This is a genomic window from Vibrio bivalvicida (genome assembly GCF_001399455.2).
GTDB lineage: Bacteria > Pseudomonadota > Gammaproteobacteria > Enterobacterales > Vibrionaceae > Vibrio > Vibrio bivalvicida.
In genome coordinates, this window is the sequence record NZ_LLEI02000083.1 from 1 (window position 1) to 15,058 (window position 15,058).

General features: G+C 42.4%; 14 protein-coding genes. 3 read left to right on the forward strand and 11 right to left on the reverse strand.

Annotated features, from left to right (window positions below):
- Positions 1-39: 39 nt before the first annotated feature.
- Positions 40-336 carry a DUF1848 family protein gene (locus APB76_RS19980; protein ID WP_054962436.1) on the reverse strand — a complete coding sequence of 99 codons (297 nt, stop codon included), beginning with the start codon at positions 334-336 and terminating at the stop codon, positions 40-42.
- A gap of 443 nt (positions 337-779) precedes the next feature.
- Between APB76_RS19980 and APB76_RS19985 the strand changes: the two genes are divergently transcribed.
- Positions 780-1,376 carry a putative periplasmic lipoprotein gene (locus APB76_RS19985; RefSeq protein ID WP_054962437.1) on the forward strand — a complete coding sequence of 199 codons (597 nt, stop codon included), beginning with the start codon at positions 780-782 and terminating at the stop codon, positions 1,374-1,376.
- Positions 1,377-1,709: 333 nt separating this feature from the next.
- On the opposite strand, the gene APB76_RS19990 is transcribed toward APB76_RS19985, so the two are convergent.
- From APB76_RS19990 to matP, 3 genes are all read right to left on the reverse strand, one after another.
- Positions 1,710-2,936: an HDOD domain-containing protein gene (locus tag APB76_RS19990; RefSeq protein ID WP_054962438.1), complete on the reverse strand. Its 1,227-nt coding sequence runs from the start codon at positions 2,934-2,936 to the stop codon at positions 1,710-1,712.
- A 301-nt stretch (positions 2,937-3,237) separates the two neighbouring features.
- Positions 3,238-3,549: a DUF3634 family protein gene (locus APB76_RS19995; RefSeq protein ID WP_049844066.1), complete on the reverse strand. Its 312-nt coding sequence runs from the start codon at positions 3,547-3,549 to the stop codon at positions 3,238-3,240.
- A 12-nt stretch (positions 3,550-3,561) separates the two neighbouring features.
- On the reverse strand, positions 3,562-4,008 hold the full coding sequence (matP, locus tag APB76_RS20000) for a macrodomain Ter protein MatP (protein WP_049844065.1): 447 nt from the start codon (positions 4,006-4,008) through the stop codon (positions 3,562-3,564).
- A 171-nt stretch (positions 4,009-4,179) separates the two neighbouring features.
- Between matP and APB76_RS20005 the strand changes: the two genes are divergently transcribed.
- Together APB76_RS20005 and fabA are read left to right on the forward strand one after the other, a co-directional pair.
- The gene (locus APB76_RS20005; protein ID WP_049844064.1) at positions 4,180-5,826 is read left to right on the forward strand and encodes an AAA family ATPase; all 1,647 of its coding nucleotides are present in this window, start codon (positions 4,180-4,182) and stop codon (positions 5,824-5,826) included.
- Positions 5,827-5,917: 91 nt separating this feature from the next.
- The gene (fabA, locus tag APB76_RS20010) at positions 5,918-6,436 is read left to right on the forward strand and encodes a bifunctional 3-hydroxydecanoyl-ACP dehydratase/trans-2-decenoyl-ACP isomerase (protein WP_045956267.1); all 519 of its coding nucleotides are present in this window, start codon (positions 5,918-5,920) and stop codon (positions 6,434-6,436) included.
- A 133-nt stretch (positions 6,437-6,569) separates the two neighbouring features.
- Here fabA and rmf read toward each other — a convergent pair whose 3' ends face one another.
- The 7 genes from rmf to pyrD form a co-directional block, all read right to left on the reverse strand.
- The gene (rmf, locus tag APB76_RS20015) at positions 6,570-6,743 is read right to left on the reverse strand and encodes a ribosome modulation factor (RefSeq protein ID WP_049844116.1); all 174 of its coding nucleotides are present in this window, start codon (positions 6,741-6,743) and stop codon (positions 6,570-6,572) included.
- Positions 6,744-6,948: 205 nt separating this feature from the next.
- Complete coding sequence (locus APB76_RS20020) at positions 6,949-8,544, reverse strand: DUF3466 family protein (protein ID WP_054962439.1); 1,596 nt, start codon at positions 8,542-8,544, stop codon at positions 6,949-6,951.
- Between the two features lie 6 nt (positions 8,545-8,550).
- Positions 8,551-10,467: an ABC transporter ATP-binding protein gene (locus APB76_RS20025; protein ID WP_054962440.1), complete on the reverse strand. Its 1,917-nt coding sequence runs from the start codon at positions 10,465-10,467 to the stop codon at positions 8,551-8,553.
- Positions 10,448-10,687, reverse strand: coding sequence for a glutaredoxin family protein (locus tag APB76_RS20030; RefSeq protein WP_074181739.1), 240 nt, complete (start codon positions 10,685-10,687; stop codon positions 10,448-10,450). Before APB76_RS20030 ends, APB76_RS20025 begins: the two co-directional genes overlap by 20 nt.
- Before the next feature lie 10 nt (positions 10,688-10,697).
- Positions 10,698-12,821, reverse strand: coding sequence for a bifunctional 23S rRNA (guanine(2069)-N(7))-methyltransferase RlmK/23S rRNA (guanine(2445)-N(2))-methyltransferase RlmL (rlmKL, locus tag APB76_RS20035; protein ID WP_054962441.1), 2,124 nt, complete (start codon positions 12,819-12,821; stop codon positions 10,698-10,700).
- A 477-nt stretch (positions 12,822-13,298) separates the two neighbouring features.
- A complete protein-coding gene (locus APB76_RS20040) occupies positions 13,299-13,844 on the reverse strand; it encodes a cell division protein ZapC (protein WP_054962442.1) in 546 nt (181 codons plus the stop codon).
- Between the two features lie 196 nt (positions 13,845-14,040).
- The gene (pyrD, locus tag APB76_RS20045; RefSeq protein ID WP_054962443.1) at positions 14,041-15,051 is read right to left on the reverse strand and encodes a quinone-dependent dihydroorotate dehydrogenase; all 1,011 of its coding nucleotides are present in this window, start codon (positions 15,049-15,051) and stop codon (positions 14,041-14,043) included.
- Positions 15,052-15,058 lie beyond the last annotated feature (7 nt).

Genomic DNA, 15,058 nt, shown 5'->3' on the forward strand with positions numbered 1-15,058 from the left:
AAAGGCTTTACTGGAAAACTTACAAAACCGTGGCCAATTTTAGTTGACCACTACAGTATTGGGTAAGTGAGCCTCAAGGGCTTTGGGGTAACCTGTGATTGTATATTGAAAGTAGTAATTAAACTCAGAGAGTTGCGGCAAGTATTTTATTAGCTTTTCAGCGTTTCTGGTCCAAAATACGATGGCCCCGACATCTTGTGGTTCAAGCGAAACACGCCTGATCTGATTGGCGTTAAATGGGTTTCGAGTCAGTAGAAATCCTTCTCTAATTCGATTCATAAACCAGCGATGATAAAAAGCTGGTATATCAGTCCTTCGACTTGCACTTATAATCATCCTATTCACTGCCTAACGATAACGTCGACTTGTAGTGGCCACACTAATTTAAACTATAAGTGTTTAGCAATGCATTTTCGTTAACAGGCCAATACTTTTCACATCTATAGAGTACGAAATTAGGATTAGTACTGAGGTACTGGACAGTCCCTTGTTAGAATTTAGTATTGCCAGCCCAGACAGCGTGACAGTATCACTTATTTCTGTTAATAAGCGGCCACAAAACATAACGTTTTCCTATGCTTTTAAAGGGATTAAATAAGAACTTTAAATATCGGCCTATAAAAGCAGCTTAATAGTAAATTCATTTATATTAGATACTTAACGGACCTCTTATACAGTTTTCTCTAATATGAGACGCTTTGAGTCTATTCTTAGTTTAACTTTTCACAATCATAATAAACACTGATAGAATCCCACCTTCATATTTGTAAAGGTGTATTATGAAAAAGTTTTTTATCGCTCTGTTTGCCGTTCTAATTCTAGGTGGTTGTGCCACAAAAAAAGTGCCTGTAATGTCACAGGCTAAAAATGTCACTCCGATTTCCGAGTCGAGTGTTATAAGTCAAAAGTGTGATTTTGTTGAAGTTTATACTCTGGCGGATTCTCACCCTAACAATGTAGTGCCAGTGTTAAAGAATGAAGCATACTTAGCTGGTGCCAACCGTTACCTTATCAGCGAAGTTACGAAAACTCGTCGTAATCGCCCAAGCAGTGTTATTGCCGAGTTTTATCGCTGTAATCCACACCAGGCCAAGAAAAAGCTAACTATTGAGTCTCAGATAAAACTAATTCCAGGTGCTCAAAATGTCTCTCCAATTGCGTTTGCTGAAGTTGAGAATAACAGTTGTAAAATCTTAACAACCCACGTATTCAAGGAAGTATCGTCTGAGGATCTAGAAGTAGAACTAGCTAACCAAACGTATATGCTGGGTGGAAACAGATTCCATATTACTAAGCTAATCGACACTGAAGATGGTCAGGCTAAGTCTGTGGTAGCAGATATCTATCGCTGTAAACATAGAACCGTTAACTACTAATAAGCATTACAGACCAAGATTTTAAAAGGCTTCAAACTATGGTGTTGAAGCCTTTTTTCTTTTCATTTATCAATACACTTGCCTGCCTATATCTACCACGAAACCTGACTCGTTCTGCGGGAAACATAGCCACTTCTTTGTCGAACATTTTTCAACCTAAACTATCCTTGAATGCATTAACCTTACTCTAAATCACACAGTATTCGACACACTGTCACTTACCTAGAAGAAGTAACGCTGAGAATACCTAATCAGTGTATTCAATACGTTAATAACTTTGAAAATACAATTACCATCAATTGATTTAGTTATAGTGCGCTAATTAGGCGTTGTTTATTTTGATAGACCTACACGACCAGGATTGAGTTCTCGGATTACTTGCAACGCATCAGGAGGCATCTGAACGTTAGCAAACCAGAATGGTTTATGTTTCTCAATAAATGCATTGCTTCGATCTAGGGTGTCATACATTGCGTATGCTTGAGCCTGTGCCAATGCGGCCCCGGCATCACTTCGTTCCAAAACCGGCACTCCATTAAGATCTTCTTCTAACGCATTCCTCATTGGGATGGTAAATGGGGTCCACTCTATAGCATCAACAACTTTGCGTGTAAGCTCGAGTTCTAGATTGTGAATGACATGGGGCAGAATACTTAGGTCCGGTGCTACTTCACCACACGCGTAATACTCTTCTCGCAAGTTGTTCTCTCGATACCACTGCAATTTGGCAACTTGAGCATCTTCGAAAAGTAAGCTGAAGTGGTTGACGATGGCGAAACGACTGATTGTTCTCAATACACCTAATAGAATGCCTTGCTGGGGAAACTTACTACCAGTCTGCTCTAGGCGAATTCGTGTAACATTTGCCGTTAGCACCATATGCTGCCACAGCTTAGGAGCAATACTTTTCGTTACGGGGTCGTGCCATTTGAGCAGTGGCTTAGCCATCAATATTGGCAGTAGTAAGCAGCAATTATCTATGCCGATTGTACCTATCGCTACCTTAGGGTCTTGAATACTACGAGGTGACTTACCAATTCTCTGACAAAATTTGGGATTGTTGACGAGCTCTAATATGTTCGACTTGAGCTGATTGTCGTTGGTTGTCAGAACGGATAGCCTGCTAAATGTTAACGACGGTGAATAAGCAATACTTGAGAAATAGGAGAAATCTGGAAAGCGCCCAAAAAGTTGAAGTACTGACATTTCTTCTAGCTTCTGACACATATAACTTTGTGCATGTTCGGCAATATCGGACACAACCGACACTACGACTTTTTGCCTTTCTTCAACTGCCAGCCTGCGCTCCTCTACTCGCTCGCTTTCACATTTAAGTAGTATCCTTTGATTATCGGTAATTCGTTCCTCTTCTTTTTTAATTACACTGTCGCAAAACTCACTCTGTCGGCTTAACGCACTGTCGACATCAGATTGATCAAGTATATACTTCAAGCTTACCAACCACTTAGCATGACGCTCCGTTGTCATACGTGTGATTTTCTGAGCTAGAGCATTAGCTTCTTCGTTATACTTTTTGTTTGTTGTTAGTAAACTCTGCATACTCAAATCGCTTTAAAGCCATCAATGGAGAACCACTCACTCTCAATGCGCTAGGCAGTTGACGAGGCTCTATTAACTATAGCCACTGAATCCTGATGGTTCATCTCGATAGTTCGATTACATCTGTCTTGAAAGATTTGTGTTTGATTCTTATCTTGATTATTGACACTGGTGGGTTGCAAGATAAGCAATTGAGAATTTAACGGGTTACCTCCAGCTTCAAGGTGTGGGATATACAGCCTTATTGAGTTTAGAGGTAACAAAATTGAGGAAATTTACTTCGAAAGAAAAAGAATCGGCATCAACCTGCGTGCTTTTTGCCTTTGCTACGAAACCCTTGATGCGGAAAAACATTTCGTATGCGCTGCTGTACCTTTTTCGGTACTTGCTTCGACATGACTAGCTTAGTGCCTGTTCGTTGCTGATAAACCTTTAGCTCGCCGCTAAATGGAGTGCGCTCTGCAATTTCAACCACATTGTGCTTAAAACTCGGAGGGAAATGCCCTTTTTCCTGCGTGATTTTACCGTCAGAAAACTTAACCTTTAAAATCGGTCGGTCTACAGCAACTAACCAAAAGATAACGATTGACGCAATTAGAATTACATAAAGCATAGGCACTCCTTGTTAATCGAGTAACTTGGTTAAATCTTCCTTTAAGCTACTTACCGCTTTACTCGCCTTTTCGCTACGAGAGGCTTCTGACAGTAAATATTCTATCGCATCAGACAAAGTACAACCTAACTCATTGGCTCTGTGTGACAGCTTTTCCCAAACGCGATAATCCAAATCGATAGATTTCTTCTTGGTATGGATTTGCTCTGCATTAAAATGGCGTTTACGCTTAGCACGAATGGCCTGCTTGAGTTTATTATCAAGTTCTGGTGACATATGCTGCTCAATCCACTCTAGAACTTTTGTTGGTTGGTGTTCTAGCTGACGAAGCTCATTGACCGCGGTGTCTGCCTCACTAGTATCGATATGACAAGTGATGGCTTCACCAGCCTTCCACTTGTTGATCAAATAATTCCACTTCCAACCACACTCTAAGTTTTCAAGCTGTTGATATTTCATTGCAAAGCCATTCCGTTAACGTCCTAGGTGACAGCGTAACCCTAAGTGATAAAAGTTACAATCCCCATTGTAATCGAAAAGCGATCAAGATCATCAGATAAAATTATCTATATCTCCTGATGGGGTTTTTCTATATAATTTTCATCCATTTTAAGTATACGAACTGATTTAATGAACCAAGAAAGCTGGCACGCTGTCACGCCACAATATTCGCAATATGACACCCAGATCCAACGATTCAATGAGCTAGAACAAGTCGACTTCTTCAATATTCAACCTCGACTTAAACAATCATTGGAAACGTTAAGTGCCATTCAGGGCTTTAGCCGCTTACTTGTGATTAATTCTGCAGACAACGCGTTTTATCGTAACCTGATTAAAGATGGACTGAAAAAGTTCATTGGTCAAAAACCGGTATCAACGACAGAGTCTTTAAACATCGCGACACTACTGGGGTCATATACCTGTAGCGACTCAGGTGACATTGTCACTTCAAGCAAAGGCCTTATTGAACAAACTAACGGCGGTTATCTTGTAATCCCGGCCACTTTGTTGCTCGCTAACCCAGCAAGTTGGCAAACGCTTAAGTCCGTCTTATTAGGACAAGAAGTAAGCCCTATTAATGCCAATCCGCATAAAATCGCTACTAATCCACCAGCAAGCACATATGACATTAAAATCATTCTGGTTGGCGATCGCCACCAAATAGCTGACTTTGAGTATCTCGAACCAGAATTGTATACCGGTTTGGCAATGTTTACTGAAGTCGAAGATGAGTTCTCTTTAAGCACCAACACCATTGAGCAATATCTCGGTTTCCTATCTTGGATAGTCAATAAGTATAAACTGCCCACTCTTTCATTTGGTGCACTACATCGGTTGATGAATGCTGGAGCCCGTTACACTGAAGACCAGAATTACATGCCAATCGAAGTGCTTTGGTATCTTTCTTTGTTTCAGGAAGCATTACTGACATCAAATAACAAAGTACTTGACGAACAAGATCTTGAGCAGGCTTTAGAAGCCAAGTACCAACGCGAAGCTTACCTTCCAGAGCGAGCCCTTGCGGACATTACCGATGGTCAGGTGATCATCGAAACTCAAGGTGAATGCATAGGCCAAGTGAACGGCCTGACAGTGATTGATGTACCTGGTCACCCTATGTCTTATGGGGAACCCGCACGTATCTCGTGTGTCATCCACTTTGGTGACGGAGATATCTCAGATGTAGAGCGTAAAGCTGAACTTGGCGGAAACCTCCATGCTAAAGGTATGATGATCATGCAAGCTTTCGTGAGTAGCGCCCTACAACTCGACGAGCCACTTCCTTACTCTGCTTCAGTAGTGTTTGAGCAGTCTTACAGCGAGGTTGATGGTGACAGTGCAACGTTAGCAGAGCTTTGCTCGTTCGTCTCGGCACTATCTGAGTACCCTATCAATCAACAAATTGCCGTGACTGGTGCCGTCGATCAATTTGGTCGTGTGCAAGCCGTTGGTGGCCTCAATGAAAAAATCGAAGGCTTTTATCACGTCTGTAACCACCAAGGTTTAACGGGAGATCAAGGTGTCATTCTTCCTAAATCAAACCTTAAACACCTATCACTAAATAAAGACGTGGTCGACAGCATCAAAAAGAATGAATTTCATATCTGGTCTGTATCGACTGTGGACGAGGCAATTCCTCTTATTATGGGTAAGCCTTTCCGTGGTGAAGATGAAGAAAGCGTTATTAGTAAAATAGCGCAACGTATTGAAAACTTTGAAAGACACGAGCACCCGCAAGGAATTGTGGAGCGCATCAAAAACTGGTTCGTTTGAACAAAATTTCGCTCATAAATATACTGATCGGAGTTGTTTAGCGTACACGTGTTCACTAACATGCTGCTATCAAAAATCGGAGTAATTGATAATGCAAAACAAACGTGATTCTTATAACCGTGAAGATCTTCTAGCGTCTAGCCAAGGCGAACTATTTGGTCCTGGTTACCCTCAACTACCTGCGCCAAATATGCTAATGATGGATCGCGTCACCAAGATGTCTGAGACTGAAGGTGATTACGGTAAGGGTCTGATTCTAGCTGAGCTAGATATTACTCCAGATCTATGGTTTTTTGACTGCCACTTCCCTGGTGACCCAGTAATGCCTGGTTGTCTTGGCCTTGATGCTATGTGGCAGCTTGTTGGTTTCTTCCTTGGCTGGGTTGGCGGCAAAGGTAAAGGTCGTGCTCTTGGTGTTGGTGAAGTAAAATTCACCGGTCAGATCCTACCTACAGCTAAAAAAGTTACTTACGAGATCCACATGAAGCGCGTTGTAAACCGTAAACTTGTTATGGGTCTTGCTGATGGTCGCGTTCTGGTTGACGGAAAAGAGATTTACGTAGCAAAAGACCTTAAGGTTGGCTTGTTCCAAGACACTTCTGCTTTCTAAGCATATTGATTTTTTAAAAAGCGACTCATTCGAGTCGCTTTTTTATACCCAACATATTTAGTTATAGTGCGTTATATGGCGATTTAAAAGCCCCTTTCGGGGCTAAATTCCTTTGTTGTATGTGGAATGAGTGTTATTTGTAGAGACCAGAGTGTTTATCTTCTCTGGCATCGCGCCAACCACCAAGCCAATAAGATCGAACATCCATCTGCTGGTATGGACATGCCTCCATAGAGCGGCCATTAAGGCCTGCTTTATACCCTTGAGATTGAGCTCGCTCTAAGCGGTCACGCTTTTGTCTCTTCATAGTGTCGTCCTCATACATAAAATGTTTCTTAACGTACTACTTTATTAACCGATTAAATGCTGATCTTTGTCAGATCCGGATAACCGATTAATATGAAGCTTTTGTGGCTTCACCATTAAGATTCGATCAAAAGAACGTCAAATTCAAGATATAAAAAAAGCACAGATCCAAAACTGTGAACCTGTGCCCTTGTTTACAATTTGACCTATTTTCTACGGAACCCTAGCAGACCTAATACAGTCAATACCAAGAATCCTAAAGTACCACCCTGGCGCTCAACTGTTGTTTGAGTCACTGGGCGTGGTGAAATGTCGCTAGCTGTTTTACCTGCTATTGGTACTAGCTTAACACCCGCCAATGATGCGCCTGCGGCACATATCGCATCAATCGCATCACTCTCAAAACCACCAGCGCAGTAGTAAGCTGTTGCCGCAATTACACCTGCATCATTAATGTCTGCCGCTTGAATAATGCGATATTGGTTATTACTTGTGGTAGCACCCGAGCCATAAGTCAGATCATCTAAATAACGTGCTTGACCGCCAATTGGCGCAGAACCCGTTACTGTGCCTAGGTTAGCAATAAAGGCTCTTTGAGCACGTGGTTTACCATTGGTTTCTGAGTGCTGCTCATAATCTATAGTACCCACCACATCGTTATAGTTGTTGATATTGCCCGCTAAACCATTCGCACCAGTAAAGAAAATATTACCGCTGAATGCTTTGTATGCTGGTACATCTAGATTATCAACATAAAACAGCATATTGGCGTATGCACCGTTTAACGCTTGATTTAGCTTCGCCGTACCAATCGCAATTTTGTTATTGTTGACTGCTTTCAACGTTTGATTGGCGTATTCTGACGAATCATAAGGGAAACCGCTAACTAACGTTGAGGTCCAGCTCGTACCACCATTATTTTCTGATTTAAACACTGTTGCTTTAAGACGCACATCGCCATCAGAGTTATAGCCTACGGCGTACAGGTTATTGCCGTCTTTTACAATATCCCTAGCGCTAGCGTGCGCTCTGTTGTCACCGTTGTTCGTACCACCAACCCAAGATATCGGAGCTTGTAAAACACCATCGACCCAAACTGCCGCATATGAATTATTGTCACTTGTTGCATGGTTAGCCGTTCTACTAACGCTACCTACTGTATAATAGGTGCTTCCATCTTTTAGAGTTTTCCATCCATGCGATTCCGCATAAGTGGTCCCACTATACGTTCGGGATAGATCAGTTACTGATGACCCATCAGTGCTCGTAAACGCTACATTACGTGGTGTACCACCTATAGACCGGTTACCAGTAGAAAAACCATTGTCAATACTATTGACCACAGTGTTTTCTGAGTACAAAGAAGAACCATCGTAATACGCTATTGACCCAGCATAATCACCACCTTGCTCTTTAGCGTATCCATTTGTGTACTGAGCACTTGCCCAGTTTTCACATAGTGTCTCTGCGTATCTTAAATAATCTCTGCAGTAGTTCTTAAAGCCATCGTAGTTATCATCTAAATAATTCCAACCGAAAGGTAGGAAAAATGGAGCCTCATCTCGATAGCTAAAACCCTCTCGATAACGCTTAACCTCTGTGGCCATCTTAGAGGTAGAATCGTCACAAGCATTACTCCAGCACACTGTAGTCTCTGGTGAAATAGCCACACCATAAGTCTGAATGGCTGTGCTGGTGCCCTCAGGGGCTTCTAAATACACATTGTACAGAGCCGCATTGGCACCGAATGAGGCAGCGATTGTTGCCGCTACTGCTGAAATTCTAAAAATGTTACTACTCATTAGTTATTAACTTTCCTGTTGCATTGCTTCGAGCTCTTCCCAGCGTTCGAAGGCAATTTCAAGCTCCTGCTCCGTTGCAGTGAGCTTATCTAATACCAGTTGCGTTTGCTCTACAGGTTTTGAAAAGAAATCTGCGTTGTTGACTTGTTCTTGCAAGCTTTCAATTTCCGCTTCTAACTCTTCAAGTTTGGCTGGCAATGCTTCTAACTCTCGCTGCAGTTTATAGGATAACTTCTTAGGCTTGTTCTTTACTGCAGCCGTTTTGGGAGTTTCCTCAAGCTGTTTAACGCTTTTTGTTGGTTTTTCATTCGCGCGTGCTTTGTGCGTTTGAGCACGCTGCTGCTGCGCGTCGTGGTAACCTCCAACAAATTCCTCAATAACGCCTTCACCTTCAAAGATCCAACTGGTTGTCACTGTATTGTCGACAAACTGACGATCGTGGCTGACAAGTAAAAGCGTACCCTGATAGTTGGCAAGCAAATCTTCTAAAAGTTCCAAAGTTTCGATATCAAGATCGTTGGTTGGTTCATCTAGCACCAACAAATTATTTGATCTTAAGAATATTCTTGCCAATAGAAGACGGTTTTTTTCGCCGCCAGACAACGCTTTAACTGGCGTACGTGCACGTTTAGGTGCAAATAAGAAATCTTGTAAATAGCTCAACGCATGACGCTGACGGCCACCGACCATCACTTCCTGCTTACCGTCAGCTAGGTTGTCAATGACTGACTTTTCAGGGTCTAGCACCTCACGGTATTGGTCAAAATAAGCGACTTCGAGTTTTGTACCACAATGAAGCTTTCCTGATTGAGGTTGAAGCTCGTCGAGCAACAGCTTAAGCAGTGTACTTTTACCACAACCGTTAGGACCAATTAATGCAATGCGATCACCGCGCATAATATTGAACGAGAAATCTTTAACAATGGACTTGCCTTCAATATCATAATTAACGTTCTTCGCTTCAAAGACAATCTTACCCGAACGCGAAGCATCATCGATTTGAATATTGGCTTTACCCTGCACTTCACGTCGGTCACTACGTTCTTCACGCAGCTTTTTAAGTGCTCTTACACGACCTTCGTTACGAGTACGGCGCGCTTTGATACCTTGACGGATCCAAACCTCTTCTTGAGCAAGCTTTTTATCAAATTCGGCGTTTTGCATCTCTTCTACACGCAGCATCTCCTCTTTCTCAACCAAGTAGTTGTCATAATTACCTGGGAAAGATGCCAGTTTACCGCGATCGAGATCGACAATACGGGTTGCCATTGATTTGATAAACGCACGGTCGTGAGAAATAAAGATGATTGAACCACGGAAATCTTTAAGGAAGTTCTCTAACCACTCGATAGTCGTTACATCAAGGTGGTTGGTTGGCTCATCAAGGAGTAATACATCTGGGTCACGTACAAGGGCCCTAGCTAGGGCTGCTTTACGCTGCCAACCACCAGAAAGGTCAGTAAGCTTGGTGTGCCCATCTAAATTGAGCGCTGCTAATACGTTCTTAATTCGGTCTTCAAAGCGCCACGCACCTGAATGCTCAAGCTGCTCTTGGATACGCGCAAGCTTGTTGATATTCTTCTCTGATGGATCAACTGCAATCAGATCGAGTTGATCTTGATAGATCTTAATCTGCTTCCCGACCTCAGCCAGACCACCAGCAACATACTCAAATACAGTGCCATCCTGGTTACGTGGTGGGTCTTGTTCTAAACGCGAAACCACAACATCTTGCGTTACAGTTAATTTTCCATCATCGAGTAGCACTTCACCGGCAAGTATTTTCATTAGCGTAGACTTACCAGCACCATTTCTGCCAACTAAACAAACACGTTCGTTCTCTTGTAGAGCAAAATCTGCATGATCTAATAGAGGGTGATCACCGTAGGCCAGTAATCCATTATTAATTGTTAGTAATGCCATTTTCGTCTAACCAAAGCTGTAATTGTTGTAAATCAAACGGCCAATTAAGCTCGTTACCTTGATAATTGAGCACCGGAATGGTGACACCGTAACGAGAAAACAATTCATCATCAAAAGCTATATCGACAATTTTGACTTGATGAGAGATATTGAGCTGTTTTGTTAGTTCAAATGCCATCTCACATAGATGGCACCCTTCTGTACTGTATAAAGTGATCACGTGTGACCTATCAATCCTTGTGAGTCAAAATCCAGCAGTTATGAATATGCTTATTGCGCGCAAAGTCCATTGGCAATGTTTGGTGTGAAATGTTCTTCGCGGTTAAGCCAAGTTCATCTAAGCCTTCCATATCCATCTTAAAGTGACGCTTGTTGTTCGAGAATACAATCGTTCCACCCTGACGAAGCAATCGCTTCAAGTTTTTCATCAATTGAATATGATCGCGCTGGACATCAAAGCTCTGCTCCATGCGCTTGGAGTTCGAGAATGTAGGAGGATCAATGAAGATAAGATCGAACTGAGCAGTAGATTGCTCCAACCATTGCAGACAGTCTGCTTGTTCAAATCGATGCTGACGACCGACTTGACCATTGAGCTTCATATTCTCTTTTGCCCACTCTAGGTAAGTGTTCGACATATCTACCGTCGTTGTTGACTTAGCGCCGCCGCAGGCTGCATGGACTGTACCCGAGCCTGTATAAGCAAATAGGTTAAGGAAATCTTTACCCTGCGCCATTTCACCCAACTTGCGGCGAGTTATCTTATGATCGAGAAATAAGCCTGTATCAAGATAGTCATGCAGATTAACCTTTAGCTTCACCCCATATTCATGAAGGGTAAGCGTCTCAGACTCTTGAGACAGTTTTTGATACTGAGAACGACCTTTTTGCTTCTCGCGGACCTTAAGCACTACCTTATTCGCTTCTGTACCGGTTACCTGAATCGTTGCACGGATGATATCTGTTAAACGGCGTTTAGCTTTCTCTTCAGGAATGTTCTTAGGTGCGGCGTATTCTTGGATCACTAGGTGATCGAGGTAAATATCAATGGCAACATTATATTCTGGTAAGTCTGCATCGTAGATACGGTAGCAATCGAGCTGTTCTTTACGGGCCCATTTGCCAATTTTTGCAATATTTTTCTTTAAGCGATTCGAGAAGTCTGGAGCAATCAGTGACTCAGTGACATTGTCACCTTTATTTTCCACTGGACGGTCACTAATTGAGTAGTTTTTCTGGTGACACGGTAACGCACCATTGTTCAACTTAAACTGTTTGTCCGCTCGCATGCGTAAACAGCTCAAAAGCTCATCAGAACTTGAGAAAATAGATGCTTGGCAGCCTCCAAACTCAGATTTCAATTGGGCACCAAACGCAGTATAAAGTGCAATTAACCCTGGGTGTGTACCTAAACGCTCACCGTATGGCGGGTTTGAGACAATAACACCAGACTCAAAACCCTCAGGGCGTTGAACTTGCGCTGCATCACCAAGGTTAAATTCAATTAACGATTCAACCCCGGCACGGCGCGCGTTATCTTTGGCTGTTTTCAGTACGCGCGAGTCGTTATCAAAGCCGAAAAACTTAGCGTCAACTTTTTTGACGCCCTTTCTAGCCTGAACTGCAGCTTCAGATTTAATCTCAGCCCAAAGCTCAGGTTCAAAATCTTCTAGTGATTCAAAACCCCATTGCGTGCGATTAACACCAGGTGCCATATTGGCCGCCATCATCGCCGCTTCAATCAGTAAGGTGCCAGAGCCACACATAGGGTCAAGTAGAGACTTCTCTGCATCCCATCCGCTTCGTAGAATAATGGCCGCAGCTAAGGTCTCACGTAAAGGCGCACGACCAGATTCAGGGCGGTATCCACGTTGATGCAAGCCGCCGCCAACCATATCAACACCCAATATCGCTTTATCACGGTGTAAGCGTACATGGATGCGAAGATCAGCTTGATCTTTACTGATCGACGGTCTCGGTAGGTTCTTTTTCTCGAAGCTATCCACTACTGCATCTTTAACTTTCATCGCACCGTATTGGCTATTGCGGATTTCACGGTTTGTACCGTTGAAATCAACAACAAACTTCTTTGAACTTTGGAACTGATTAACCCAATTCACTGAGGAAGTTGCTAAGTAGAGATCCATATCATCGTTACATGTGAATTCAGAAAGCACACGGACGAAACGCGACGCCAATCGACTCCATAAGCAGCAACGATAGATTTGCTCATTTGATGCTTTAAAGCGAACCCCTGCCTGAACAGGTTTGGCATTGGTTATCCCTAGCTTGGTTAACTCTTCAACCAACAAGTTTTCCAAACCGTTGGACGTAACCGCAAGATATTGATGCATAGTGATGTTTTAATTCTGTAGAAAATGACCCCGCATTATACCTGACTCCATTAGTTATCGTTAGCTCAATCAGGTAATTCACCACATTTCTCCATCAATTGAATGAAATATCGACACTTTCATGCTTCGTCACTCGTTTTCAAGAACACTTCAAACTCCAATGCTAATTTTGCGTAAAAACAAAGGCCATAGACGAAGTGAATGCTTATTCACCTCATTTTTGGTCTATACCAAAAGGTGATTATTAAGTAATTTAATTACAAATTAAGGCCAAAAGAGGAATAAATGTTAGTTTTGAAGATTGAGCGGCGGTAAAAAAGTGGAAATTAATTGTGCTATATGATGATAAATTGAACTTGTCTCACAAGTTGGAGTGATATAAATAGAGCAAAAGTTGCCCTATTTTGCTTCGGGCAGGGTAAAAAAAAGCCAGCAGAGATGCTGGCGGGAAATGAAACAAAGGAACGATAACAGGTGTTAGCTCACCAGTGCGATTGGTTGAGCGTGGAATAGATGATTGGCGACGGTCAGACGGTCATGCATCACTTTGATTGCTTGTCCAAACCTGAGTGATTTTGAACTATTGAGCTCAAATCCGTCTAAACAAACAGACGCGCATAAACTCGCACTCTCACCCACTTCTAGAACAATGAAATAACCTTCACTCAAAGAGTTACTAAGGCAAATTAGATCACCTTCTTCTGGAGCTACTTGGCCGTCAGATAAACAATCGAAAAACCAGCTTTTTGGTTGGACGGGCTTGTGAAAGCGCTTGGCCGCTACACAATATAAAGAAAGCTCTGCCTGTCTTGGCTCGCTAAGCCCAAGTAACGTAATTTGTTCTTTATATGTTTGGTAAGCAGATGCATCATCTACTGAGAATTCATTAATGCCAATAGCGCAGTCAACAATCAGCTTACGAGGAAGGTTGGTCTTAAATACCATATCATTACCCAGATCGAGCATAAGGTGCTCTTCTGAGTCATCATAGTACCAAGTCCATTTGTCACTGGGTTTAAGCATCGTTCCATCTCTGAAAATTGATTTGAAGTTAGGTAAAACGCTTAATTACCTTTCCTAGCAATACTTGGATTTTATTAGTTCGTTGGCGAAAAAAAAGAGGAAATGAAAACTCATTTCCTCTTGCAATTAATCAGTTTTAATCAGAAATCTACCGTGTGACAATGTCACGATTTTTCAATTTCTTATCAATCAAAGATTAGATGTTTGTTACGATATCACGTACTAGTGTTGGGCCATGGTAGATAAATCCAGAGTAAACCTGAACCAACTTAGCTCCAGCCATCATTTTTTCTTTTGCAGCAACGTACGAATCCACACCACCTACTCCGATAACCGGAATTTGATCTTTTAGTTGTTCATGTAAGCATCGAACCACTTCTGTACTTCGGCTTTGAATAGGACGACCACTAAGGCCACCCGCCTCATTCGCATGTTTCATCCCTTCGACAATTGAGCGATCCAACGTTGTATTGGTAGCAATAACCGCATCAATTTTGTTTTTAAGTAATGAGTCGCAGATCTGTTTGATCTCATCATCACTAAGATCCGGCGCGATCTTTAACGCAAGTGGAACATACTTACTATGCTTTTCCGCAAGTTCCGCTTGTTTCGCTTTTAACTCAGTAAGCAATTCGTCAAGCGCTTCGCCGTACTGAAGTGATCGAAGCCCTGGCGTGTTTGGTGAAGAAATATTAACCGCGATGTAACCTGCGTATTGATATACTTTCTCCATACAAATCAAGTAGTCTTCTGCACCCTTTTCGATTGGTGTATCTTTGTTCTTACCGATGTTGATTCCAAGAATGCAGTTGTACTTGGCTTTCTTAACGTTCTCTACGAGATTATCAACACCTAAATTGTTAAAGCCCATTCGGTTGATTATGCCTTCCGCTTCAACAAGGCGAAACAGGCGTGGTTTATCATTACCCGCTTGTGGACGAGGAGTCACTGTCCCTACTTCAACAAAACCAAAACCCATAGCGTCAAATGCTTCAATACACTCGCCGTTTTTATCTAGACCAGCCGCGAGGCCAACTGGGTTACGAAAAGTTAAACCCATACATTCAACTGGACGGTGTGGCAGTTGTTGGCGGTATAAGAGATCAAGTGGAGTGCCAGTAAAGCGCTTGAAATTTTGAATTGCAAGATCGTGTGCCTTTTCGGCATCGAGTTGGAAAAAGCCAGTTCTGGCTAGACGGTAAAGCATTGTGCCT